Source organism: Nostoc sp. JL33 (assembly GCF_017114985.1).
Classification (GTDB): Bacteria; Cyanobacteriota; Cyanobacteriia; order Cyanobacteriales; family Nostocaceae; genus Nostoc.
This window is the reverse complement of the sequence record NZ_JABXKP010000037.1, coordinates 9,075-33,934: the sequence shown is the minus strand read 5'-3', so window position 1 is coordinate 33,934 and position 24,860 is coordinate 9,075. Positions and strand designations below refer to the sequence as shown.

Annotated in this window: 20 protein-coding genes; 11 read left to right on the top strand and 9 right to left on the bottom strand. The window is 41.9% G+C overall.

What is annotated here, in order from left to right; all coding sequences use genetic code 11:
- Positions 1 to 283: 283 nt before the first annotated feature.
- Entirely contained in the window at positions 284 to 1,285 is a 1,002-nt protein-coding gene (locus tag HWQ23_RS08835) for an ABC transporter substrate-binding protein (RefSeq protein WP_292826549.1), read from the bottom strand.
- A 537-nt stretch (positions 1,286 to 1,822) separates the two neighbouring features.
- On the opposite strand from HWQ23_RS08835, the gene HWQ23_RS08830 reads away from it, so the two are divergent.
- The gene (locus tag HWQ23_RS08830; protein WP_292826545.1) at positions 1,823 to 2,299 is read left to right on the top strand and encodes a hypothetical protein; all 477 of its coding nucleotides are present in this window, start codon (positions 1,823 to 1,825) and stop codon (positions 2,297 to 2,299) included.
- 167 nt (positions 2,300 to 2,466) lie between these two features.
- On the opposite strand, the gene HWQ23_RS08825 is transcribed toward HWQ23_RS08830, so the two are convergent.
- Positions 2,467 to 3,459: a pentapeptide repeat-containing protein gene (locus HWQ23_RS08825; RefSeq protein ID WP_292826542.1), complete on the bottom strand. Its 993-nt coding sequence runs from the start codon at positions 3,457 to 3,459 to the stop codon at positions 2,467 to 2,469.
- 72 nt (positions 3,460 to 3,531) lie between these two features.
- A complete protein-coding gene (locus tag HWQ23_RS08820; RefSeq protein WP_292826539.1) occupies positions 3,532 to 4,422 on the bottom strand; it encodes a hypothetical protein in 891 nt (296 codons plus the stop codon).
- A gap of 623 nt (positions 4,423 to 5,045) precedes the next feature.
- Between HWQ23_RS08820 and HWQ23_RS08815 the strand changes: the two genes are divergently transcribed.
- A complete protein-coding gene (locus HWQ23_RS08815) occupies positions 5,046 to 5,321 on the top strand; it encodes a DUF5132 domain-containing protein (RefSeq protein ID WP_292826536.1) in 276 nt (91 codons plus the stop codon).
- 1,070 nt (positions 5,322 to 6,391) lie between these two features.
- Here the strand turns inward: HWQ23_RS08815 and HWQ23_RS08810 are convergent.
- The 3 genes from HWQ23_RS08810 to HWQ23_RS08800 all read right to left on the bottom strand — a co-directional run bounded on the left by HWQ23_RS08810 (position 6,392) and on the right by HWQ23_RS08800 (position 9,764).
- Positions 6,392 to 7,795 (bottom strand): ATP-binding protein, encoded by a 1,404-nt coding sequence (locus HWQ23_RS08810; RefSeq protein ID WP_292826532.1) that lies wholly within the window; start codon positions 7,793 to 7,795, stop codon positions 6,392 to 6,394.
- Between the two features lie 31 nt (positions 7,796 to 7,826).
- Positions 7,827 to 9,491 (bottom strand): FAD-dependent oxidoreductase, encoded by a 1,665-nt coding sequence (locus HWQ23_RS08805; protein WP_292826529.1) that lies wholly within the window; start codon positions 9,489 to 9,491, stop codon positions 7,827 to 7,829.
- Between the two features lie 63 nt (positions 9,492 to 9,554).
- Entirely contained in the window at positions 9,555 to 9,764 is a 210-nt protein-coding gene (locus tag HWQ23_RS08800) for a hypothetical protein (RefSeq protein WP_292826526.1), read from the bottom strand.
- Positions 9,765 to 10,586: 822 nt separating this feature from the next.
- On the opposite strand from HWQ23_RS08800, the gene HWQ23_RS08795 reads away from it, so the two are divergent.
- The 3 genes from HWQ23_RS08795 to HWQ23_RS08785 all read left to right on the top strand — a co-directional run bounded on the left by HWQ23_RS08795 (position 10,587) and on the right by HWQ23_RS08785 (position 13,659).
- Entirely contained in the window at positions 10,587 to 12,047 is a 1,461-nt protein-coding gene (locus HWQ23_RS08795; RefSeq protein WP_292826523.1) for an ABC transporter permease subunit, read from the top strand.
- Positions 12,040 to 12,774, top strand: a complete 735-nt coding sequence (locus HWQ23_RS08790) for an amino acid ABC transporter ATP-binding protein (protein ID WP_292826520.1) — start codon at positions 12,040 to 12,042, stop codon at positions 12,772 to 12,774. The genes HWQ23_RS08795 and HWQ23_RS08790 overlap by 8 nt, the downstream gene beginning before the upstream one ends.
- A gap of 183 nt (positions 12,775 to 12,957) precedes the next feature.
- Positions 12,958 to 13,659, top strand: a complete 702-nt coding sequence (locus HWQ23_RS08785) for a DUF547 domain-containing protein (protein ID WP_292826517.1) — start codon at positions 12,958 to 12,960, stop codon at positions 13,657 to 13,659.
- On the opposite strand, the gene HWQ23_RS08780 is transcribed toward HWQ23_RS08785, so the two are convergent.
- Both HWQ23_RS08780 and HWQ23_RS08775 read right to left on the bottom strand, forming a co-directional pair.
- Positions 13,644 to 14,399: a TIGR04283 family arsenosugar biosynthesis glycosyltransferase gene (locus HWQ23_RS08780; RefSeq protein WP_292826514.1), complete on the bottom strand. Its 756-nt coding sequence runs from the start codon at positions 14,397 to 14,399 to the stop codon at positions 13,644 to 13,646. The two genes, HWQ23_RS08785 and HWQ23_RS08780, sit on opposite strands and share 16 nt — an antisense overlap.
- A gap of 377 nt (positions 14,400 to 14,776) precedes the next feature.
- A complete protein-coding gene (locus HWQ23_RS08775) occupies positions 14,777 to 15,289 on the bottom strand; it encodes a rhodanese-like domain-containing protein (protein ID WP_292826511.1) in 513 nt (170 codons plus the stop codon).
- Positions 15,290 to 16,034: 745 nt separating this feature from the next.
- On the opposite strand from HWQ23_RS08775, the gene HWQ23_RS08770 reads away from it, so the two are divergent.
- The 6 genes from HWQ23_RS08770 to HWQ23_RS08745 all read left to right on the top strand — a co-directional run bounded on the left by HWQ23_RS08770 (position 16,035) and on the right by HWQ23_RS08745 (position 22,688).
- On the top strand, positions 16,035 to 16,997 hold the full coding sequence (locus HWQ23_RS08770) for a ParM/StbA family protein (RefSeq protein ID WP_292826508.1): 963 nt from the start codon (positions 16,035 to 16,037) through the stop codon (positions 16,995 to 16,997).
- A 2-nt stretch (positions 16,998 to 16,999) separates the two neighbouring features.
- Positions 17,000 to 17,290, top strand: a complete 291-nt coding sequence (locus tag HWQ23_RS08765) for a hypothetical protein (RefSeq protein ID WP_292826505.1) — start codon at positions 17,000 to 17,002, stop codon at positions 17,288 to 17,290.
- 546 nt (positions 17,291 to 17,836) lie between these two features.
- A complete protein-coding gene (locus HWQ23_RS08760) occupies positions 17,837 to 18,475 on the top strand; it encodes a sigma-70 family RNA polymerase sigma factor (protein WP_292826502.1) in 639 nt (212 codons plus the stop codon).
- Positions 18,476 to 18,501: 26 nt separating this feature from the next.
- The gene (locus tag HWQ23_RS08755) at positions 18,502 to 19,476 is read left to right on the top strand and encodes a DUF1822 family protein (protein WP_292826499.1); all 975 of its coding nucleotides are present in this window, start codon (positions 18,502 to 18,504) and stop codon (positions 19,474 to 19,476) included.
- 23 nt (positions 19,477 to 19,499) lie between these two features.
- Positions 19,500 to 21,902: a CHASE2 domain-containing protein gene (locus tag HWQ23_RS08750; protein ID WP_292826496.1), complete on the top strand. Its 2,403-nt coding sequence runs from the start codon at positions 19,500 to 19,502 to the stop codon at positions 21,900 to 21,902.
- A gap of 12 nt (positions 21,903 to 21,914) precedes the next feature.
- The gene (locus HWQ23_RS08745) at positions 21,915 to 22,688 is read left to right on the top strand and encodes a DUF928 domain-containing protein (RefSeq protein WP_292826493.1); all 774 of its coding nucleotides are present in this window, start codon (positions 21,915 to 21,917) and stop codon (positions 22,686 to 22,688) included.
- A gap of 129 nt (positions 22,689 to 22,817) precedes the next feature.
- Here the strand turns inward: HWQ23_RS08745 and HWQ23_RS08740 are convergent.
- Positions 22,818 to 24,860, bottom strand: a 2,043-nt coding sequence (locus HWQ23_RS08740; RefSeq protein ID WP_292826490.1) for a beta strand repeat-containing protein, incomplete at its 5' end; no start/stop codon positions are given.

Here is a 24,860-nt window from a genome sequence, read left to right as displayed (position 1 = left end):
CTTTACCTAGTTTTTTGTCTTCATTGCCGATAGTGGAGATCCTTGACTTTGCACCATAGTAATATTTTTTGTCTATCGTGGAGGCTCAGGAAAGTTCCAGGTTATCTTTTTTCTATTTTAGGGTGAGAACTACTAACTACCAATTCTCTAAAATCCGGCAACACATTCAAACCCCGAAACCCAAACAATATCTGACTTTCTTAATTACGAATTACGAACTTGTACTGAGCGTAGCCGTTGGCGCAGCCTCTCGTAGAGAATTATTACGAATTACGAATTGGTATTAGTATGCTTCATTTACAAAATCCTTAGCGTTGGTCACGTCAAAGAGTCTGTCCTTGAGAATAATCCTTGGAGGAATTTTCTTGCCAGCAAAATACTCTTCCATCGTGGCGAAAACAAGTGGGCCAAAACGCGGGTTTGACTCGACGCTCACGCCAAGCTCACCACGGATAATCGCCTCAAGCGCGGTTTTCTGACCATCGATTGAACAGATTATTACATCCTTACCAGGTTTCATACCTGCGGATTTGAGAGCCTGGATAGCACCTAATGCCATTTCGTCGTTGTGAGCATAGACTGCGGTAATGTCGGAACCCTTGGACTGGATGATGTTTTCCATTACACGTTGGGCCGCAGCCCGCGAAAAATCTGCTGTCTGCGTGGCGATGATTTTCATGTTGGGATAACTGGCGATCGCATCACGAAACCCCTTAGCCCGATCAATTGCGACCGATGAACCTGCTGTTCCGGTGAGTTCCACGATGGATGCCTTCGCGTCAGTCGCCTGGGCCAGCCATTTTCCAACGCGGCGACCTTGCGAGATAAAATCCGACCCAAGAAAGCTGACGAAATGTTCACCTGGTCTTCCTGCTGCTTCACGGTCGATGAGAAAAACCGGTATTTTTGCCGTTCTCGCTGCTTCGAGGGCGGGCGTGAGACCTTCATACTCGCGTGGTGCAAGAAATATGATATCAACTTGTCGTGCAATTAGATCCTCAATGTCGGCAAATTGCTTCGATGTTTGCCCTTGGGCATCCGTCATCAGAAAATCATAAGTTTTCTTACGCTTGGCGGCCTCCTCCTTAATGCTGTTCGTTTCAGCAATGCGCCACGGGCCAATGTTCTCCGTCTGCGAAAATCCGACAATTTTTTTTGTTTTCTCGCCCATACAGCCAGACAGCGAGAAAGCCGCAACCGTAATCACAACGTAGACACTAAATACTAGGAACTTTGGCATATAGGCTCCGATACCTGAGCATCCAAAACAGGTTTTATTCTTCATAGCCCCATCATGTCTGAACGCTAGATTGAGCTTATCTCAAAACAAAGACTATTTGGACGAGTCGAAATACTTCACAACCAATTGTGTTGCTAAAAACCGCTTTTTTTTATTAACTTTTATACTGGCGATTGACTATTCAATCGCCGTCATTACCGCATTTCTCTTCTGTTATATGTTTCTTAAGAGATGACAAATCCCTCTCAAGTCATAGATGCATTCTGTACTGTGATAGAGGTTTTTTTGATCCTACTTCACTATTATAAGTAGAGCGGCGTGAATAATTCAAAATTCGTAGTAAGGACTTTAGTCCTAATTTGAGGGCTGAAGCCCTCACTACGAAAACATCTCAAGATTTTTTACATTACTTAATCTACTTTGATTTATTCTCACCTACTTACTTAGTATATAAAGGAATTATTAGAAACTTGATAATTTTTCCGCTCTTTCCCTAATCCGTAGTACCTTTTACTTAGAAATAAACAACCATTAAGGTTATGTTGGTAGTAAATAAGTAGTATTAGAAAAACAATGGCAAACATGGATAACACGAACGAAGTTGATAGTACTAAAACTAATTTAAAACAGCAGAAAATCGGGGCTGAAACTGATATACATTCATCATCTGACGAACTGATACAGACAAATAAAACAATTAATATAGATGGTCAGCGTCCAGTCGATCCAAGTAACATTGAAATTAAGGAAACACTTAATATAGATGGTGAGCGCCCAATTGTGAAGGATGAAAACGATTATGATAAAACACTTAATATAGATGGTCAACGCCCGATCGCTAAGAGCGCTTTTCAAGAACATGACATGCTAACTGTAGACGGTGAGCGTCCAATTGACCCTAGTCATTTAGAGGTTGAGGCCATTCTTGACATAGACGGTAAACGTCCGATCGCTAAAAGTAATTTTCAAGTTCAGGACACTCTACAGATAGATGGTAGCCGTCCAATAGTTTCAGATAACACTGTTGAAGAGGAAATACCAACAGATTATGTAGACTAAAATTATGCGATGGTGGTGATTTTTTTGCGATCGTGCGATCGGATGACACCTGAAAGGGAATATTATGACCTCTAACTGGGCAATTACATACTACTATCGGTGAGTAAAAGTTAGTGTTTGGGCAATACCTACGATGATAAAATAGTGGGTATTCCCCATGTATATTTTTAGTCGTTAATTGTTCCATCAGGCATAACCGCACCACGCAAATTTGCACCCGTCATATTTGTACTACTCATTTCTGCTCTGATTAGATTTGCCTTATTTAAATTGGCACCAGTCAAGTCTGTCCTAGCAAGATAGGCATCAACTAAGTCTGTTTCAGTGAGGTTAGCCTGACGTAGGTTAGCCCGACTTAAATCAACTCTATTTAGCCTTGCAAAACTCAAATTTACTCCACTCATCTGGCATCTAGTCAGTTTAGCATCTGCCATAATTGCACCATACAAGTTAACATCTGTAAGTACGGCATCAATGAGATTTGACCGTTCCAATCTAGCGTTCATCAGGTTAGCACCTTTTAAATTAGCACCCGCGATGTTAGTATCTGACAGAGATGCATTATGCAAAATCGCTTCACTCAAGTTGGCATCACTCAAATCGGCATAACGTAGCGTTGCCTCACTTAAGTTAGCACCACTTAAATCAACTTTAGATAAGTCTACACCAGTTAAATCAGCGCCCCGCAGGTCAGCCTTATGGAGGTTAGCACCCCGTAGACTAGCAGAGTACGTTCTCTTTTCTTCTCGCAGGTTAGCGCCACGGAGACACGCACCAGTTAAATTTGCACCACTCAAATCTGCACCACGCAAATCGGCATTCATCAAGTTAGTATCTAGCATATATGCCAAAGTTAAATTTGCATAACGCAAATCAGCACCCTGCAAAGTTGCACCATGTAAATTTGCATCATGCAAGTTGGCACTGATTAAACTTGCTTGATTTAGGTTCGCGCCACTTAGCTTTGTACAAACTAGATTTGCATTATTCAGGATTCCCCGATTTAGATAGCTAAAAATTAGGATAGCATTACGCAAATCTGCTTTATTCAAAGCTATACCGATTAAGTCTGCACCAAACAAATTTACCCCATTTAAGTTTGCCTCAACAAATTTTGTTTCTCCATTTTCATATCGCTTAAGAAGCTCATTGGCATCCATATTTTTCCTTATCAATTACCACAAACTTTCCAAATTTTTCTAGCATCAACAATAGTCAATCAAAAATTGCCATTATTCTTTGGTAGGGGGTACTATAAATTGACAGGTATTATTGTCATCCTTGAGTGCAATTTTCTGATAAGGATTAACTAGTGTTTTCGTTTCTGGAGATGAATCGCTCTTAAACGGTTGATATCCGTTAGCGGTTGATGATATATTGCCATATAAATCTCGCATAGATTGGATGATTGCACTAGCTGCTTGAATATTTTCATCTGGCTTCCCTAGAGATATAACAGCGCTATTTAGTTTAGATTCAAGTTCTCTGATAGTTGGACAAGTATTAAATAATCTCAGCAATAAATCATCAAGTTTTTCAGCCTTCAGTTTCAACCAGTCTTCTTCATTGAAAGTAAATTTTTTGCCAAGAGCAGAAAATAGAACTATTTTAGCCCTAAGTGGGTTAGTATACTTCATAATATTTTGCCGTAAGTCAAACTGATTATATTGATGTTTTATTTGACTGTTTGGAGATTTCTCTATATAATTTGAGGGTATATGTCTAGAATTATAAAATATTTGTTCCTCATTCTGAGGTTGATTTAATAATATTCCTGTTGATTCTTGTTGATCGGGTTGATTTAATAATATTCCTGTTGATTCTTCAGGTGTTATATATAGTTTCTGTATTTCATCAGAAATAACACTGGCGACTAGGGCGTATTCGGCTTGTTTATTAAGGGTTTTTACCACTTTAGATAAACTATAATTTAAGTTGTTTATAGTTGGATTTAATCTGCATAATTCTTGAATTAATTCTTGTAATTTAAACCTATCTAGAGTCTCTTCATCATTTTCCCAAATATTTTTACAAGCCGAGTAGATTAATTTTTTAATCCGTTTTGAGTTCTCATGCTGTTCTAAATGTTTAGTTACTGCATCGAGGCTAGATATAGTTTTCATCGGCAAATCTCCGGTACAGGTATTAAATAGTAACAAATGATAAAATTAGCCTATTAAACGTGACTCGTAAAATCTGTTTTTCTCGGAGTATTCTCTGTGTGTAATGTGGTTTATAAGTTATTTCTTTAACCGCAGAGGCACAACAAAAAGTCTGAAGGCAGGCATCAGGTTTTCTAAGATAGAGAAGACATAGAAAAGAGGTTTAGAGAGGAATTCACTTTCGAGAATTTCTACTCACTTTGAAAGGGCTAGTCTTAGTTATAGCCTTTTTATCTAGCTTGTGTAGTCATGTAGAAGCACTTTGCCTACGGTTGGTACAAAGTAGGAATGCCTATAGTTTCAAACCAATTCCAAATCTTACCGGATCACAGACGGCATCCGCGATTTTGAGCAAATGCCTCGGCGGGCTATAAGACATCCTTACTGGTGATGGTGTGCTGATGAGAATAAATCTGGGGATAGAGGAAAACAGCGCGATCGCACTCTTAGCCGGGGCATAGCCGCTAAAACGCGTTTAATGATCATCAAAAAAGTTATATTATATTGTTTAATGCTTCCATATCTAGCTTGAATAATACCCTTACATTAAAATGAGATTAAGTAAAACGAGGGAGGAAAAAACTATGTCAGTTAAACTTTTACCCGACCTTGGAGATTTAGCCGAAGGATTAGGAGTCACAGGTATTGTAGGAATAATTCTTTTACCAGTATTCTTGCCAGTCATCGGTGGTGTTGGTAGGCCAATAGCTAAAGCACTTGTCAAAAGCGGAATCGCTTTCTATGACAGAAATAAAGAAGCTTTAGCGGAATTTGGCGAAACTTGGGACGATATCATCGCAGAGGCAAGAGCTGAGGTCGGTGAAGAACGGATGAAATCAGCTGAACCTATGGACACTTAAGCTCAATGAATGTTGGAGAAACTTTGGGGTAGTCTCAATGCTTCTCCAACTTCGGCTGCTTCCACACCCACGTTGAATGCTTTTGCTATTTCGCGATCGCACTCTGGAAGTTTTGCCATAGTATCAGTTTATCCAGTATGAGTAGGAATGCTTACGCATTGCCTGACCCTAAATTCTGTTGCCTTTGGAACGATCGCTCCAGCAGTGTAACTTTGACCCGAAAATAATTTTTTGTTAGATGTAAGAGATTTATGAACAAAAAGAAAACTCTCTGAGGTTGATTTACCTTTATCCAGTCAAGGCGTTATTAGGGATTTTCATCAAAGTTACCTAAGCTGTTACGTATACAACTTGCATTATCAGGGCGGGCTTTTCGGCCCACCCCACAATCATATTGAAAAAATATTAGTGCAAATTAAAGGCGCAACAGCTTATTGCAGGTTTTGGGGGTAGCGAAAAGTTGTATAAATTAAACTTTGTGGCTGTGTTAATTTTAAAACTGACCAAATCAATACATCCTGCTTCAATACTGCGTAGGTTTTGAGTCAATCCCCCCAACCCCCCGATAAATTGGGGAGCTAAAAATGCCTTATTTTTCCCCTTTTTAAGCGGGACTAAGGGGGATCTCCAATGACTATGCACCTTAACCGAGCAGTATTGCATCCTGCTTTGGCTTGTGTTCATCCCCCAGCAATTCTGTTAAAATCGCGTCTGCGATCGCATAAATTTTGAGGTAGTGCTATGTGTGCGCCTCTTCTCTACGAGAGGCTTGTCTGCGACACGCTGCGCGAACGCCAACGAGTCCGCGTACAAAGAGCGTCCGACAAGCTACGCTTTTAGCGCCTGTCTGCGACACGCTATTCGCGTTCGTAGCGAGCGTCTTGATTCTGACGAATGTATTCTTCTTCAATATTTGGATCTCCCAAGAACAGCATCCTTCTTCAAACGATTGATTGATTTGATAAGGGACTTCCAAATAAAAAAATACTCAACTACTTCTTGTGGGGTGGGCATCTTGCCCGCCTTTCTATACGGGCGGGCAAGATGCCCACCCCACAATATTGGGTAATTTATTTGTTGTCAGTCCCTAAAGGCAAGCGGATGGTGAAACAAGTTCTACCTGGCTGCGACTCAAATGAGAGCGTACCGTGATGGCGATTTTCTACAATCCGGCGAACGGTTTCCAAACCGAGTCCTGAACCACGCCCCACTGATTTGGTGGTGAAGAAAGGTTCAAAAATGCGGGTTTTAATTTCAGATGGAATTCCACTACCAGAATCGATGATATCAATATGGGCAAAGCGATCGCAATGGTGTGTTGTAATTTCCAGGAGTCCCTTACCATCCATTGCATCAATGGCGTTGTCGATTAAGTTTGTCCACACCTGATTGAGTTCACTGCCATAAGCAAGCATTTTAGGAAGATGTTGATCGTAATTGCGTTGTACTTGGATGCCGCACTTAAGTTGATGAGCAAACAATCGCAATGTATCTTCTAAACCTTGATGCAGATTCACTTCTTGCTGAACGCCTTGATCGAGGTAAGAATATGACTTCATCGCTTGCACAAGTTCAGAAATCCTCTCGGCTCCTCGCAAACCATGTTTAATCATTGACATGACTTCAAACGAGAGCGATAGCCAGTGCAATCCCATCTCTCGCAATTCAGTGTTGTCGTTGCGCCAACGTTCCATGAGATTATCTAAGGTTTCGACCTCAATCCCACCTTCCGCTAAAGGTTCTGCTAATTTCCATGCCTGCTTCACGCCATAATCTTCTAACCATTCCAGCAACACCGTTTCGCGATCGCTTAATGTCACCGGATCTAGACGATTATTTAAAATTGCATCATAGCCCTGATCCCGGACTCTCAACCAGTTTTGAGTATGCGCTTCTTCAACATTGCGTTGCCCATAAACTAAATTCATTCGTTGTAGCTCTAGGATGGCGGCTGGCATTTCCCCTAAAGTCCGAACAAGTGCTGAAGCTGGGTTGTTAAGTTCATGAGCTAGACCGGCGGCAAGTGTCCCTAAAGCCGCCATTTTTTCCCGCCCACGAATAAAGGACTCTAGTCCCCGAAGCCGACGTTCCATAATGCGGAAGACCATCCGCTCAAAATCACGACATTCATGCAGCAGTTTACGGAAGTCCTCTGCCTTAACTTCATAAAGGTTGCAATCTGTCAATGCCCGCATTGTCACGGGTACAGGTTCATCTGTGAGGACTGGAATTTCGCCAAAAAAAGATGGGGCTTGATGTTGCCCGATCGGAATTTCAACTCCTTGACTGCGGCGGGTAAGATTCATTTTACCTTTGACTAGAATAAATAAGCCACGTCCAGGGTCTCCCTCATGCGCCAACACTTCTCCCGCACGGAGTTCAACTGTTTGAGCGCGATCGCAAACCCACTCCAATTGCTCTTTAGAAAGCTGTTGAAACGGGTCTAAGTTGATCAATTCTTCAATACACAACATGAATCAACCTCCTGAGTTTTTCCGGCTTCAGCTAAACATTACTCAGGTAGCGGTGAACGAATTGAATAGCAATCGAACCTTCACCCACACCGGATGCCACCCGCTTAATTGACCCAAAGCGCACATCTCCGGCTGCAAATATTCCAGGAACGTTGGATTCTAGTAAAAAAGGAGAGCGTTCCAAAGGCCAACCAGGAGGAGATTTGCCATTATGCATCAAGTCGGGGCCTGTGATGATAAACCCCTGAGCATCGCGCCGAATAACGCCGTCGAGCCAATCAGTTTTGGGGCTAGCACCGATGAAGATAAAAAGCGATCGCGCTGGCAGGGTTTCGATTTGTCCAGTCTTGGCATGGGCAATGACAATTTCTTCTAGATGTTCATCTCCCTTCACTTCCACGACGCTGCAACCTGTGCAAACTTTAATATTTTCAGTAGCCGCAATCTGGTCAATCAAGTATTGGGACATGCTCAATGAGAGCGATTCTCCCCGTACCAATATGATCACTTTGCTGGCATACTTAGAAAAATGCATTGCTGCCTGTCCGGCAGAGTTTGCCCCGCCTACCAAGTAAACCTCTTCATTGCTACAGGCGATCGCCTCAGTCATCGCAGCACCGTAATAAATTCCTGCCCCTGTAAGCTTCTCGGCTCCTGGGACATTTAGCCAACGGTAGGAAACACCCGTTGCAACTAAAAGTGCATGGCAACTAATCTCGCTGCCATCCGCCAATTGCAAAACCCGATAAGGATCTTGCAGCTTAACCCCAGTTACTACTTGAGGAGTGAGAATCTCCACCCCAAATCGTCGCGCCTGAGTGACTCCCCGCCTGGCCAAATCGCTGCCGCTCAAGCCAACAGGAAACCCCAGATAGTTCTCAATGCGTGAACTCGTACCTGCTTGTCCGCCCGGTGCTTCACGCTCAATTAGGACAGTACTCAGTCCTTCGGAAGCGCCATAAACGGCGGCTGCCAGTCCGGCAGGGCCAGCACCGACGATCGCCAAGTCATAAAAGGGGCGTTCTGCCTGGGTTTGCAGTCCAATTTTAGCGGCAATCTCTAAATTAGATGGTTGGATTAATCGGGAACCATCGGCAAATAGCACCAGGGGCAATTGCTGTCTGCCATCAGCTTGGGCGTATTCTACTAATTTTTCTGCATCTGGCTCCAGTTCAATATCTAACCACTTGTATGGAATCTGGTTACGCGCTAGGAAGTCTTTCACCTGATGGGAAAAAGGCGACCAGCGATTACCAATAACTCGAATACCTTCAAAAGGTGGGCGGAATCCAGCTAGCCAGTCATCTAGCAAATCATCTAAAACCGGATATAGCCGTTCTTCTGGTGGATTCCAGGGCTTAAGTAAGTAGTAATCAAGTCTGACACTATTAATTGACTTAATGGCTGCATTCGTATCTGCATATGCCGTTAGCAAAGTACGTTTTGCATCAGGAAAGATGTTTTTTGCCTGTTCAAGAAACTCCACACCTCCCATTTGGGGCATTCTTTGATCAACCAAAAATAGAGCAACTGTTTCATTCCGCAATTTTAGTTGCTGCACCATCTCCAAAGCGGCAATACCGGAATCTGCCCGGACAATGCGGAAGCGATCGCCATACTGATGCCGCAAGTCTCGTGACACCGCTTGCAACACTTCTGGATCATCATCGACGGTTAAAATTGCAGGTTTCGCCATAACTACTGTTACTTAACAATTACAGTGCCTAGTCTTATCTTCAAAAATTTGTCGTCAAAATATCTACTGTTCAACTAGTTGTTTTAAACGAAAGTATGCCTCTTCTGGTGTCAGCGCTTCTGATTCACTTTCATTTGGTATATAAAATATCCAGGTATCGGGAAAGTAATGCACCACAAAGCTGGGAATCAAACCCAAGCTTACTGCTTGCTTTCCGAGTTTTTCAGTTTGTTCTTCTAAACTCAGTTGGTCATTAAATAGATGTTCAGCCATACTTTTTCATCTCCCTGCACTTTCTTTGACTCTGGAATAACCTCAATACAAGCATTGCACGAATCACCTAAAAATGATTCACCATTTACTATGCTTTAAAATAAGCTTGAGAATATTTTGGTTGGTAGTAGACCTAAATAACTTCAAATATGCGTCTGGTAAAGAATCATAAAGCTATTTTGGCCATTTACCTTAATTTGAAATTGCATTGGATAAGGGAACAGGGCATTTCTGGAGTTGAAGGATTGGGAAATCATCTCTGCTTACAGTCAAGTCGGGGATTCGCTAAAAACCACTACCAGGGGCGATCGCACTATTCCATCAACGCCTTAAGAAACTTCTAAAAATGCCTTCTTAACCTTCCGCATACTTGGTTGACATAAGTGGGAGAAACACTCAAAACCAAAAAATTTTATTTTATAAGAATAACAGAGCAGAGCAAATCAAAGATGTTGGGTTAAGTAGCTTTTGACACTCATATTCGGTTATAGTACTGTTGCATCTGACAAAAAATTATTTTCGAGTCAAAATTACCTTATAGCACATTTGCTCTCAATACTTATCGGTTAAGCCCAAAATTAGGTAGATTAACAGTTATCCCCTAACAGGCGATCGCCTGTTAGGGGTGCATCTCAAAGAATTCTCGTTCATATCTCCCGTCATAGAAGCAAATGAAGTATTCATAGCTATAGAAACTGAGAGCCTCTCGATTACTGACTTCTTTACTTTAATTACTGGCTAGTATTCATATTGGAGAGCTATACACTGTTTCCCTAAATAATTATCAAGTTCATGAATCAAAGAAAAGTATGGTTCTTAACGATGTTGCTTACAACGATGGTATTGATTATTAGCATCACAGGCTATAGCCATTCTCTAAAAGCAGCTTCATCTTTAGGCAAAGACACGCTGACGATGGTTACTTCCCCAGATTATCCACCTTATGAGTTTTATGATACAAAGGGGGGTGAAAGACAAATTGTTGGCTTTGATGTAGATATAGCCAAGACTCTTGCTCAAGAACTAGGATTTAAACTCCAGGTAATAGAATCAGATTTTAATGGATTAATTCCGGCACTGCAAGCGAAGCGGGCTGATTTTGTTATGGCTGGCATGACTCCCACCCCAGAACGTCAGAAAAATGTTGATTTTTCAATTATTTATTACCAAGCGAAAGATACGATTGTCGCTCCCAAAAATAGCAATCTCAAACATATCCAAGACCTAGCTTTTAAAAAAATCGGGGTACAACTGGGGACTATCCAAGAGCAAAATGCTAAAAAAATTGCCCAAAAAGTTACAGGGATTCAGCTAAAACAACTTAATAGAGTACCAGAAATAATTCAGGAAATCAAGTCGGGGCGAATTGATGCAGCAATTGTTGAGGACACCGTAGCCAGAGGATTCGCCCAAGCCAACACAGATTTAGAGTTTAACGTTATTCCCTCAGATCAGGAAAGTGGCTCGGCGATCGCTTTTCCTAAAGGTTCGGGCTTAATAGAACCTTTTAATAAAGTTCTACAACAAATGAAGTCCAAAAAAGAACTAGAAAAATTAGTCACCAAGTGGTTTTCGCAAACGAAAACAGCCGCTACCTCTTCTGAATCTCCTGCTAAAGGCGGGCTGAATCTAGACTTTACCAGAATTATCCCAGACATTCCTTTTATCCTCAAAGGTATCCCTTTGACGTTGTTGTTTACGCTCTTGTCAGTATTTCTTGGGTTAATTTGGGGTACAGTTCTTTCTTTGTGCAAAATCACTGGCATCAAACCCTTCACCTGGCTTGCCAACGCCTACACCTCTGTATTTCGAGGCACGCCCCTACTGTTACAGTTGGCTTTGGTTTACTATGCCACACCCCAGCTAACAGGTTATGATATCTCGGCTTTAGAAGCAGGGGTGCTAACTTTTACCCTCAACTCTGGGGCTTATATGTCAGAAACCATTCGGGGTGGAATTCAAGCAGTAGACAAAGGGCAAACTGAGGCGGCGATGTCTATGGGTGTTCCTTATCATTTGATGATGTGGGATATAATTTTGCCCCAAGCATTGAAGAACATTCTACCTGCATTGGTGAATGAAACTATTGGACTGTTGAAAGACTCAGCTTTGGTATCAACAATTGGTGTAGTGGAAATATTACGTAGTGCCCAAATTGTTGGTGCAAATAAATATATATACTTTGAACCTCTGCTGTTTGCGGGGTTAATCTACTATATTTTAGTTATGGGATTGACTAGAAGTGCATCCGTTTTAGAAAGGAAGTTAAGACAAAGTGAATAAAGTCGTAATTCGGACAGAATTCTTGTGTAAATCCTTTGGCAAACTCGACGTACTCAAAGATATTTCTACAGAGATTCGCCAAGGGGAAGTTGTTGCTATTCTTGGGCCTTCTGGTTCGGGGAAATCGACCTTTCTGCGGTGCATGAACTTGCTAGAACGCCCCACTAAAGGCAGAATCTATTTTCAAGAGCAAGAAATCACTCATCCCAAGGTAGACATTGCTAAGGTTCGTCAACAGCTAGTGATGGTGTTTCAACACTTTAATCTATTTCCCCACATGACAGTATTGCAAAATGTTACCTATGCTCCGATTAAGGTGAAAGGAATAGATCGACATTTAGCCCAAAAGAAAGGGATGGAGCTATTAACAAAAGTGGGCTTAGAAGAAAAAGCAGATGTTTTTCCATCTAAACTATCAGGGGGACAGAAACAAAGAGTAGCTATAGCCCGCACTTTGGCAATGTCACCAGAGATGATTCTATTTGATGAACCCACATCTGCTTTAGATCCAGAAATGGTCAAAGATGTGCTCCAAGTGATAAAAGATTTAGCTCAAACAGGGATAACAATGGCGATTGTTACCCATGAAATGGGATTTGCTAGAGTTGTAGCTAGTCGAATTATGTTTCTCGATCAAGGGATTTTAGCAGAAGATACTACTCCCAACAAATTTTTTCAAAATCCTCAGTGCCAAAGAGCCAAGCAATTTTTAGAAAAAATGCTTTAGTTGAATTTTATAGGACTTACGCAAAATATCTCTCAAACTCCTATTTCTCTGTGTCCTCTGCGCCTCTGTGGTTCCTTTTTCCGTAACTCTTGCGTAAGTCCTATTTTAATCACCGTATTTTCTCATGTTTCAATTGGGGTTAGTATAAGTAAAAACAACGGCTAACATATCAAGACAGTGATAATGATTGATTTTGAACCTTGGGATAAGTTGTTGCGTCAGTATGTTGATCAACAGGGTCGTGTAGACTATATTGCTTGGAAAACGGAACAACCTCAAGCGATCGCAGATTGGTTGTCAACTGAAAAAAATCTGGCTTTTACATCTAATTGCAACACTTTTGAGCAATTGGCATTATGGATTAACCTTTACAATGCATTCACTATTTCGACAATTTTGGAGAGATACCCGCTTGAGTCAATTCGTCCGCGAATCTTAGGCATTCCCAACTGGCTGACTTTTTTGTGGTTCTTCCAACGTCGTGCTTATTATATATTTGGCGAACGTTACAGTTTAGCCCAAATAGAGAACTCTCTTCTGCGAGATAAATTACAAGAGCCACGAATTCATTTTGCAATTGTCTGCGCTTCCGTTGGTTGCCCGTTACTGCGTGCTGGAGCTTATTTTCCTGAACAAGTTACTCAGCAGTTAGATGAAGATGCGCGTCGCTTCATTAACAATCCAGGAAAAGTCCGTTATGACTCAGATAGTAAAACCCTTTACTGTAGCAAAATCTTTAAATGGTATCGTCAAGACTTTCTCAAGGTTACATCCTCCATTCCAGAATATATCCGCTCCTACCTAGAAACAGACCTGCCAATGAATGCCTCAACGCCAATTTCCTATCTCTACTATGACTGGAGCTTAAATCAGCGAATATCTTGATAAAATTGTTTGAGATAATTTGCATCAGCGCCAATCCCCCACAAAATCCCAATGTAAAGGTAAATTGCAGTTGCTTTGAAGCTACCCCATTTTGCTACGCGGCGATCTGAAGACTGAACAATACGATTCACCTGATAAATACGTCCTTTTTTAACCAATTTTAAGCATAAATCTCCATCCTCCATAATCGGCAATGCCTGATCAAATCCGTCGCAATCCCAAAAGTCAGTCCGACGACAAAACATAACCTGATCTCCAAACAACAGACGTAATCCTCGAAAAAACAGGTGAGGTTTAAATAGCAGTGGTGCATAATAGGTTTTTAGATAATTATGTAGAGAGATACCCCAGCGAGTCGTTTGAGAGCCACTCATCAGAGAAATAAACCCCCCACAGGCAATGGTTGGCTCTGCTAGGGTTTGCTCTATTAGAGTGATTAGGTCATCTGGCACCCAAGTGTCTGCATGAAGAAAGCAAAGAATATCTCCAGTTGCAGCCGATGCTCCGTAATTCATCTGAATAGAACGCCCACGGCATTCAGATGAGAGAACTTGTACACATAGCGGCTGATTGAATGACCCAAAGCATTGCTTTGCAACTGTCAGTGTCTGATCTTCGCTCCCACCATCTACCACTATCACTTCAAAAGCAGGCGGATTAAGTAAAGTCAGTTGGCGCAATGTACGCCCTAAGCTAACTGCTTCGTTTAAAGTCGGAATGACAATCGAAACTTGAGACATGCAGCTTGAGTAGTTTTATCGTTGCTTTTATTCTACTTGCTCAATGTTGATGGGCTTTAGTCCAATACGCTTGGGTTAAGGCTAGCACTCTTTGTCAAAGTCGTTTTTTTTAACGTAGACGCGGAGCGGCTTGCCGCAGGCTACCACAGAGGCGCAGAGAAGCCAGTGCGTTGGGCGGGTGGCGGGTTAAGAGACTTGTTCGCGCAGCGTCTCCCCCTGGGAGAAGCAACTGGCGCGACACAGAGAGAAAAGAAAGAGAAGGAAAAAATTGCTTAACTGAACTGTATTGGGCTTTAGTCCAAAGAAAAATCTGGCCATCTGAGCCACTTTTTGATTAGCAATTTGATGCTAGGGCTTACGTATTTACTTGAAATTTACTACTCTTGAGCATGGTAAGTAGCTTTTAGCAGTTTTCCCCATATTGCATTATAAGGATGTACAAGCTGTGTCAGATGCTCGTCTTTAAAGATGAGCCTCCCTTCATTTGCCCACTGAAAAATCCCACCACTTAAGTTATAAATGCACTTCATCCCGGCTTCATCAAGCTGTTGGGCTAATTTTGCGCTCCGGTAGCCGACAGCACAATACACAACAATTAGTCTATCTTTTGAAACTGTTGAAAGTGCTGCTAAGTCAGGTTTTAGAGGATCTATACGCACTGCTGTTTCGATATGGCTTACGGCATACTCTGCTTGACTTCGTGCATCTAGCAGTAAGGGCCGTGGCTTTGCAGGATCTAATAGTAATTGAGCTAATTGATTGGTTGTAATTTTCTCAACAGTAGGAAACTGAAATCTGATCAGAAGTTTAAGAAAGTTAAACGTGAGCGATCGCATTTGTGAAAATACTCTTTGGTTGGGAAACAGTACTGACGGGTGCTGTATCTGCACATTCTCCTATAATCGCTGAAATTCTTTTACCGTATACATTTCCCATTTTAAAAGCAGCTAAGGATTATTGTACATAGCGCCATGCGCCTTGAGGATGAAAGCCCGCACAATTCTACACTAGCCGGAAACATAACTGTAGGAAGCGTGATGGTTCCGTCAAACACATCCACGAACGTGCCCCATCTAAGGGAACTCCAAGAAATAAATTACTACTACTTGTGGGGTGGGCGACACGAGAGCCATATAAACTGGGCTCTCGTGTCGCCCACCCCACAATAAATAATTGAATATTTTTTTATTTGTCAGTCCCTAAGTTAATTTCTGCCGCGTTCATAAAAAAACTTCACAAATTGTTAATATAGGCCATAAAGGGTATATATAGGGGCTATGATTACCCCAAAAAGATTTGGAGAGTGATAACCCTTAACACCTTTGAGTAGTACATATAGGGGCTTTATAGGGTATATTTAACGATTTAAAATTTTGTGCCCCACTTAGTCCCCAAGGGGTTATGATAAGCTCTTGAGGTTGTAGATGTAAGGAGCAAGGGAAAATGTTTGCATTAACAATGATTAGTGATTAGTTATCAGTGTAAGAAAAGCTAATGTATTCTGCTGAAAGTCAGAGTCCTCAATTTCTAGCAGTAAACGCTAATAACTGTTTTAATTCTCCCTCTCCCCCGCTCCTTCCCCAGATCACCTGAACAGATAACTTTCACAAATCAAAGCGTATTACCCTGAAGCCTATGCCAAACATTCACGCCTTGCAAAAAATTTTTCCTGCTGGCTTTGATAATGGTTACGGAAGCCTAAAACTTTTAGTCGATGGTTTTGAAGTAGTTCGTGTTCCCAGTTATATTTCCACAGCCGAGATGGAAAATGTGCCAGGACGGGTAGTTTTTAACGGTAATGCTTACACAGTCGGAGAATCAGCTTTCCGCACAGGTTATCATTTTGACCGCAACACAGATAACAATGAGAACAAAGTCAATAATGCGTTGTTGACATTATTAGGTGCATTGGCACATCTACCACACCGTAAGGCTTGGCATTTAAAATTAGTCGTCAGCTTACATGATGTTGATCTGGCTGACGAATTAGAAAAAGTACTAAATGGAGAATATCAGCCGATACTTGCTGGAAAACGATCAGACGTGAAAATAGAAGTCCTGAAAGTTGTATTAGAGGGGATGGGTGCATTGTTTGGGCATAAACTACCCAAAAAATTAACCATTTTAGACTTTGGTAATGGTACGACTCTGTATTCTCGTTACAATCAGGGGAAACGAGAAGTTCACACTGCCTACCCCATTGGTGTAGAAGTTCTCATTGATGATATTTCCCTAAAAATGAAACATCTAAATGGGGGAAAAATCGGGGATGCATCCAAAATCCGATATTGTCTGGAAATGGGACATACCAGGTACAGCCGTGACATCGATATCAAAGATGTCTACAGCGCTTGCTTGAAATATTGGTATGAAAAATACTTAAAGAAAACCGTGAATCTGACACTTGATGCCAAGCACCAAGGGGATGAAATCTGGGCGATTGGTGGAGGCTGCCTGTTACCAGGATTTAAGAAGCTATTAGAGAAGAACGGTTTCAAAATTTTGGACAATCCGGTGGAAGCTAATGTTTTTGGGCTTCTAGAAATTGCAAAAACCATCCTGAGCAAGAATCCAACAACTACATCTGGTAAGTTATAACAATGACAGACAAACAAGACTTGGCTCCAGAAAAAGTTCGGATCAAAGATAGCTACCGTGAGCGGATATTTGCAGAATCACAGCTACTAGGCAAGAGTTACCTGGAGACTATTTACTTTATGATTGATTGCTATTTTGTTTTCATAAAGGCTAGATTACCCACACAACAAGTAGCTTTCACCCCGCTTACTACTGACGAAAATAAACTCCAGCAGCCGACTAAAGAGCCATATAAAGACTCTAAACCAGAAGAGCCTGATAGTGAAACATTCACCCTTGATTTGGATTTGTAACAGTAATATAAGGCTCCCGTGAAATTGGTCAGCTCGTGCTGTACTCGTAGAGTCAGCGCCCAAGGACATTACCATACTATGTCTCCTGGTTAGAGGATTCTCGATTTATAAGTATTCAGAGGATTAAGGGGAGCCAGTGCGCCCTTGCGCCCTGCCGACTTGTCCCTTGCGCGTCTCCCCTTCTCTCTCACGCGCGTGGCTAGCGTCTGCCGATGCCCGAACAGCGTCTCCTGTCTTGAGAAGGGCTGTAGGGAGAAGCATTTGGCGTGTGGGGTGCAATGACTATGGAATCATAACTAATTACCCGGACATGATATCATTGATTCTTGCCTTAAGATGTTAATTTTATACTAAAAATATTATTAATTTTCAGTAACATTCCTAATTGACAAACTAATTTTATCTTCGGCTATCACTAATGATCCCCAGGTAAATGGATGAGGGAAAAGTTTTGTAACAATTGTCGCTGGTTTGTGTAAAAGTCGCGATCCATACATGAGATATATATAAATCCGCAACTTGGTGCGTTCTGATTCGAGGTCTTTTATGACTAACGACTGGAGAAAACAGCTAGATGGACAACTTAAAGAATTAGCGATCGCAGCCCAACAATACACACACCTAACCAAGGGAAAGCGGATAGCTTTAACACGGCTGATTAACGCTATTTGGCAGTCAGGTAAGCTTGTTCGTCCTTATAAAGGTCAATTTCAACTACTTTATGAAGATATCTACGATGAGGCAGTACAAAATTTATTTTTCCATCTTTGTCAAGATAACAATATTAATAAGTATGACCCAGAACGCGGCGAAGTCATGACCTGGGTAAATATGCTACTAAGTAAGCGTTTTTTTCCAGAGGCTATCCCCAAAGTTATCAGGAAAGAAAATGAAATAAATCTCGAAAACTCTCATTTGGAAAATATACCCTCATCTCAACCTATGTCTTTATTTGAACAAGTAAGAGAATGTATAGAAACTGACCCAGAATTAATTTTTTGCAAGGAACACATCAAAGGTCATCCAGAGGCAAACTTTCAAGCTATAGCTCAAAGAAGATGTTCTGGCATTTCCTGGAAAGATATTTCGGCAGAATGGGGTATTGGAATCACATCTTTACATAATTTTTACCAACGTTGTTTAAAAAAATTTGCTAATAAATTTCATGAATATTTATATATTTAATAAAATTCAATTAGTTTGGCAAAATCATGGATATTTTAACATTTTCAGCCCCGATACCTCTGGATGGAAGACATCGAGCAGAAGAGTTACGCAGACAACAAGCCACGCAAGCAAAAGGTGAACAAGTTTTTCTCAATACTTTGTCTGTGTCTTTCGTAAATTATTATCTATGTTGCATGGGATTTGAGACAGACTTGAATAAAAGTGACAGTTGGAATGCCATACACCAGACACTTATGGATGTCGCTGATTTGTCGCTAAAAAACTTGGGCTTGTTAGAATGCCGCCCAGTATTAGAAGATGCACAATTTGTTTATGTGTCACCGGAAGTACAGTCAAATCGAATTGGCTATGTAGCTGTGCAGATCAGCAAATCATTTAGAGAAGCGAAGTTGTTGGGATTTGTCAAGCAGGTAAAAATTGATTTATTACCCATTAACCAATTGCAACCTTTAGACAGTCTATTGGAATATCTAGAAGAACTTTCTCAATCCCAGCTTGCTGAAATAGCTGATAATTCGCTGGACTGCAATCAAAATTTAGTTAACTTGAAGCAATGGTTGGAGAATATTTTTGAAGCTGGTTGGCAAGAAATTGAGACTCTTTTACGTACTCAAGGTGTTAATCCAGCTTGGAGTCTGAGAAGTGGAGGAGGTACTTTTATTAGTAGGGGCAAGCTGATTAATTTAGGAAAACTTTTGAGCGATGCCTACGGCGGGCTACGCCAACGCGCAGTGGTTTTAGTCGTTACCCTGCCTCAAGGCAACGAGCAAGAAATGGACATTATCGTAGAAGTACATCCGACAAATGGACAACATTATCTGCCACCAAATCTCCATCTAATGGTGCTGGATTTTGAGGGAGCATCTGTGATGGAAGCCCAAACAAGAAGCAGCAATAAGAATATTCAATTGGAATTTAGTTGTGAGGTAGGAGAACATTTTAGCGTTAAACTTGCTCTGGAAGATATCAGCATTACAGAAAATTTTATCATTTGTTAAGAACAACAGCAGGGGTGCTGCCAATGAGAAAGTTAGTTGTGCTGAAGCTAGATGGCGATTTGCACTTAGGCGTGCAGGTAACGCTGGAGATTGGGGAAGAGGGCAAACGCCCGACTACAGAAACTACTGGCAAGCTGCCTCCCAATCTAGATATGGCAACAGCAATTGACCAGTGGCAGTTCACATATCGCAGCTTGTGGAAATTTACCCGTATCAAAGCCAAAAAAATTATTTACGATGGTTCTATCTCCCAGCGACGTAAGGAGTGCGATACAAAAGCTAGTGAGGTGCGGGAGTATTTAAATAACTGGTTGCTGTCAGAGTCTTTTCGTCCCGTGCGGGAAAAATGGCTCAAACACTTGATGCCAGATGAAGAAATACGAGTGCTGATTCGCACTCATTGTTTGCAACTCAAGAAACTTCCCTGGCATTTGTGGGATTTGGTAGATCGGGATTACCTCAAAGCTGAAGTTGTTCTCAGTGTTCCAGAATCAGAACCAGTAACAGCCGTATCGCAGACATCCCCCTTTAGAAATAAAATTAGAATTTTGGCAATTTTAGGCGATAGTGAGGGTATTGATGTAGAGCAAGACCGCCAGTTACTAGAAAAATTACCTGATGCCGCTACAACTTTTTTAGTAGAACCTGAATATTCAGACATTGACGACAAATTGTGGAAACAACCTTGGAATATCTTATTTTTTGCAGGTCATAGCAAGAGCGAGGGTGAAACTAGTTGTATATATATTAATAAGACAGATAAATTAACAATTGATCAACTTAGATATGCCCTAAGAAATGCTGTTGCCAACGGGTTGCAATTAGCAATTTTTAACTCCTGTGATGGATTAGGATTAGCGCGGGAACTACAAGATTTGCAGATTCCACAAATTATTGTCATGCGGGAACCAGTGCCAGATAAGGTAGCTCAAAAATTTTTGAAGCATTTTCTGGAGGTTTTTTCATCAGGACAATCTATATATGCTGCGGTTCGCACTGCCAGACAAAGGCTCAAAGGAATAGAAAAGGAATATCCAGGTGCAAGTTGGTTACCAGTGATTAGCGAACATCCTGCCGTAGTGCCAATGACTTGGGCAAAGCTGCGGATTCCTAAGACTCGCCGCCTTGGAACTTTGCTACTGTTGAGTCTGCTGATAACTGTTGGTGTACTGGGTGTAAGACATCAAGGAGGATTGCAAACATGGGAGTTGCTATTCTATGACAAATTCATGCGATCGCGTCCCCAAGAAAAGCAAGATTCGCGCCTGTTAATAGTCACTGTCACCGAAGACGATCTTTACCTACCAGAGCAAAAGCAAAGAAGTGGATCGCTATCAAATCTTGCACTGGCGAAACTTTTGGACAAACTAGCTCAACTGCAAGCCCGAACCATTGGCTTGGATATTTATCGTAGCGATCCGGTACAACCTAACCAAGCTTTTTTAACGACTCGTTGGAAAACTGATGACAATTTCTTTGGAATTTGCAAAGTTAGCGATCGCACACAAAACTACCCAGGAGTTCCTCCTCCAAAGGGAGTTTCGCCACAACGTCAAGGATTTAGTGATATTGTTCCAGACTCAGACAATGTTGTGCGTCGCCATTTATTGGCAATGCAACCAGCAGATCCAACGTCTCTTTGTACCGCACCCTACGCCCTTAATGCCCAACTGGCATTCCACTATCTGGAGAAGGAGGGAATTTTTGCTAAATACACTACTTCTGGGGATTTACAGCTAGGTGAGAAGGTTTTTAAACGGTTGCGATCGCGAAGTGTCTCCAAAGGAGAATTCCACATGGGAGGCTATCAACAAGTGGATACAGGGGGCTATCAAATATTACTTAATTACCGCTCTTACCAAGGTTCTCCTTTAGAATTTGCTCCTAAAGTCACACTCACAGATGTTCTTAGAGGAAAGGTCAACCCGGAACAAGTTAAAGACCGAATTGTTCTCATTGGTACCACCGCCCAAAGCTTCCGTGATTATAGTCCTACGCCTTATATAACTGGGCAGGGTTATTCTCAAGAAATACCAGGAGTGATTTTGCAAGCGCAAATGGTGAGTCAGCTGGTAAGTGCTGTGATGGATGGGCGACCTTTGATATCAGCTTTGCCTGTTTGGGGTGAACTGTTGTGGATTTGGGGTTGGGCTGTGGTTGGAGGTGCGTTCGGCGTAGCCGTGTCGCAGACACTCGCTTTTGTGGTATTGCAGACATTCCCTTGGCGCGATCGATCAAGACTATATCTATTACTAGCAGGAGGAGGCATACTTGGGGGCTTGTACATTGTTTGCTTAATTCTCTTTTACCAAGGCATTTGGGTTCCCCTGGTTCCGTCAACCTTAGTTTTAGTGCTTACTGGTGGCACAGTAGCGATTTATCTATCTTCACAACAAAGTCAGCGACAACTGATTTCTACAACTTGAGCTATAAAACAGATGAAATTGTTTGTGCAAAAGATTCAACTTTTCCTCGCTATCAGTTTAACACTTCTTAGCTGTATACAAGTGCAGGCACAGCCTGGAAATTCCAAGGAACAATTAAATCAATCATTAATTTTTGCTGCACCGCCCCCACCACCAGACATCGGGGAACCAGGTAAGCGAGCGGAAGCAGGTAGCCGTGGCTGTAGTCAGAATGTGAACAAGCCCTTAAGTTCTTCTTCAAAGCGGCTCACAGCTTTGGTGCCCATTTATGCAAATTCAGAATTGGTGTTTGGAACAACGATCGCAGAGCATCCTAGTTTCTTATTTTATGTTCCTTATGCATCGAACTTTGCATCTGGAGAGTTTGTGCTAGAAGATGAAGCACAAAATCAGACTATTTACAAAACTTCTTTAACGGGGACACCAGGAGTAGTAAACCTTCGCTTGCCATCAAAAGCAGCACCTTTAGGGATTGGCAAGCAATACCGATGGTATTTTAACATCTACTGTCAGAAGGATAAGCAAATTATTGCTAATCTTGAAGGCTATGTAAAACGGGAGCAACTAAAGCCTGCTTTGAAAAGTCAATTGGAAAAAGCAACACCACGCCAGCAGGTAAGCCTTTATGCTGCGAATGGTATTTGGTACGAAGCGCTGAGTGCTGCTAGTGAATTGCGTCGCACCAATTCGCAAGATACTTCTTGGACGGCGCTGTTGCAAGCTGTTGGTTTGAATGATTTTGCAACTGAACCAAAGGTGGAGTGCTGCAATTTAGAAAGTGAGTAAGGTAAGCTCATTTATGCAGGTCGATACAATGGGATTGTAAGGTGATCCGATCGCATTGTCAGTCGATACAATGCCATTGCAAGTCGATGAAAAAAACCAGATTGCAATCTGACTTTCTTAAATTACAAATTACAAATTACGAATTGCTCTGCAAGATGCAGGCTTCAACCAAGGACTATGGGGCGTAGTGGTGGGAAGATTTGCTGTCAGGACGACTTCCCCTTTTTGGTTTAGCGCCAAACCAGTAGCTTCTATGATGGGTTCTGGTGCGGCGGTAGTTATTTTGCTGGGAACAAAGGAGCGATCGGGGCGATCGCCCTTTGGATTGAGAGTCACCAAATCTACCTGCACTGCATCAGTGTTAAGAGCTTCACCTGGGTTAGGTGGCAAGCCGCCGCGTCCAGTGATTGTAAAACTGCTCTTAGCTAAACTTCCACCAGCTTGACAAGTCTGTGCTACAGAGGTGTCAGCTGCTATTGTTGGCAGGTTGACTAAGCCAGTGTTAGGGTCTACATCAGGTGTGTTGATTTCTACATTACCACTTAACTCAGAACTTGCTCCTGTTGCGGTGATATCACTTGTTTTATCAGATGCTACATCTCGGAACTGTATACCGAAAATACCTTGGGCATTGATTCGCACATTCCCGCCACGGAAGTTAGCAGAATCGGCCCTGATATCGCTATTTTCATAACCAATGAGAAAATCGGTGTTAATGTTGATGTTGCCGCCAATGACCTTTTCACCTCTGGCGTTAGTTCTGATGTTGCTATTGCGACTCATTATTAAATCTTGTGAGTTAATATTAATTGTTGCTTGCTCCCTATTGGGGTCAACTTTAGAACTTTGTGTGTTACCGCTAAGTAAAGCGTTGTTATTTAAACGGATGAAGCGAGAATTTAATGTCATGTTGCCTGCGGTTCCTGTTCCCAAACCTTGGACGGTTATTCCAGCTCCATCTTGCACTAATAAGGTATTAGTTTTAATATTCAAATCACCCGCATCCCCTGTTGAGTTTGGCTGTGCTGAAGCACCCAAGGCACTGACAACCTGACCATCGACACTTATACCAATACCAATGATTTGCACGTCTTGGGCATCAACGGTTAAATTTCCACCCTTGCCTGCTCCAAATGTACCAGTACCCACCTGTGCCCCATCTCGCACTAGCAGGGTATTAGTTTTAATCATCAAATCACCCGCATCCCCTGATGAATTTGGCTGTACGGAAGTATCTAAGCCACTCGCAAACTGACCATTGGCACTTATACCAATCAGTTGGACGTCTTGGGCATCAACGGTTAAATTTCCCCCCTTGCCCTTACGATAAGTACCAGCACCCACTTGTGCCCCATCTCGCACTAATAAGGTATTAGTCTTAATAGTCAAATCACCTGCATCCCCTGTTGAGTTTACGTCTGCGGAAGTCAACAAAGCACTGGCAACCAGACTATTGGTGCTTGTACCAATGATTTGCACGTCTTGGGCATCAATGGTCAAATTTCCCCCCTTGCCCACATCAAATGTAGAAGTACTCACCTGTGCCCCATTTCTAATTAGCAAAGTATTAGTTTTAATAGTCAAATCACCTGCATCTCCTGTTGAGTTAGCCACTGTGGAAGCAAACAATCCACTGGGAAATTGATTATCTGCACTTATACCAATCAGTTGGACATCTTGGGCATTAACGGTTAAATTTCCCCCCTTGCCCTTACCATTAATACCAGCGCTCACTTGTGCCCCATCTCGCACTAATAAAGTATTAGTTTTAATAGTCAAATCACCTGCATCCCCTGTTGAGTCTTTCTGTGTCTCAGTATTCAAGCGACTTAAACGACCTTTGATGTCTGTACCAATTACTTTCACGTCTTGAGCATCAACGGTCAAATTTCCCCCCTTACCCTTACCATAAGTACCAGCAGCCACTTGTGCCCCATCTCGCACTAATAAGGTATTAGTTTTAATAGTCAAATCACCCGCATCTCCTGTTGAGTCTCGCTGTGTGACAGTACCCAACACACTGAAAAATTGACCATCTACTGATTCACCAATGATCTGAACATTTTGGGCATCAACGGTTAAATTTCCCCCCTTGCCCTTACCATAAGTACCAGCGCCCACTTGTGCCCCATCTCGCACTAATAAGGTATTAGTTTTAATAGTCAAATCACC

Excerpts from the sequence above, each read along its gene's own strand:
- HWQ23_RS08835 (WP_292826549.1), bottom strand. The coding sequence starts at position 1,285 with ATGAAGAATAAAACCTGTTTTGGATGCTCAGGTATCGGAGCCTATATG.
- HWQ23_RS08830 (WP_292826545.1), top strand. The coding sequence starts at position 1,823 with ATGGATAACACGAACGAAGTTGATAGTACTAAAACTAATTTAAAACAG.
- HWQ23_RS08825 (WP_292826542.1), bottom strand. The coding sequence starts at position 3,459 with ATGGATGCCAATGAGCTTCTTAAGCGATATGAAAATGGAGAAACAAAA.
- HWQ23_RS08820 (WP_292826539.1), bottom strand. The coding sequence starts at position 4,422 with ATGAAAACTATATCTAGCCTCGATGCAGTAACTAAACATTTAGAACAG.
- HWQ23_RS08815 (WP_292826536.1), top strand. The coding sequence starts at position 5,046 with ATGTCAGTTAAACTTTTACCCGACCTTGGAGATTTAGCCGAAGGATTA.
- HWQ23_RS08810 (WP_292826532.1), bottom strand. The coding sequence starts at position 7,795 with ATGTTGTGTATTGAAGAATTGATCAACTTAGACCCGTTTCAACAGCTT.
- HWQ23_RS08805 (WP_292826529.1), bottom strand. The coding sequence starts at position 9,491 with ATGGCGAAACCTGCAATTTTAACCGTCGATGATGATCCAGAAGTGTTG.
- HWQ23_RS08800 (WP_292826526.1), bottom strand. The coding sequence starts at position 9,764 with ATGGCTGAACATCTATTTAATGACCAACTGAGTTTAGAAGAACAAACT.
- HWQ23_RS08795 (WP_292826523.1), top strand. The coding sequence starts at position 10,587 with ATGTTGCTTACAACGATGGTATTGATTATTAGCATCACAGGCTATAGC.
- HWQ23_RS08785 (WP_292826517.1), top strand. The coding sequence starts at position 12,958 with ATGATTGATTTTGAACCTTGGGATAAGTTGTTGCGTCAGTATGTTGAT.
- HWQ23_RS08780 (WP_292826514.1), bottom strand. The coding sequence starts at position 14,399 with ATGTCTCAAGTTTCGATTGTCATTCCGACTTTAAACGAAGCAGTTAGC.
- HWQ23_RS08770 (WP_292826508.1), top strand. The coding sequence starts at position 16,035 with ATGCCAAACATTCACGCCTTGCAAAAAATTTTTCCTGCTGGCTTTGAT.
- HWQ23_RS08765 (WP_292826505.1), top strand. The coding sequence starts at position 17,000 with ATGACAGACAAACAAGACTTGGCTCCAGAAAAAGTTCGGATCAAAGAT.
- HWQ23_RS08760 (WP_292826502.1), top strand. The coding sequence starts at position 17,837 with ATGACTAACGACTGGAGAAAACAGCTAGATGGACAACTTAAAGAATTA.
- HWQ23_RS08755 (WP_292826499.1), top strand. The coding sequence starts at position 18,502 with ATGGATATTTTAACATTTTCAGCCCCGATACCTCTGGATGGAAGACAT.
- HWQ23_RS08750 (WP_292826496.1), top strand. The coding sequence starts at position 19,500 with ATGAGAAAGTTAGTTGTGCTGAAGCTAGATGGCGATTTGCACTTAGGC.
- HWQ23_RS08745 (WP_292826493.1), top strand. The coding sequence starts at position 21,915 with ATGAAATTGTTTGTGCAAAAGATTCAACTTTTCCTCGCTATCAGTTTA.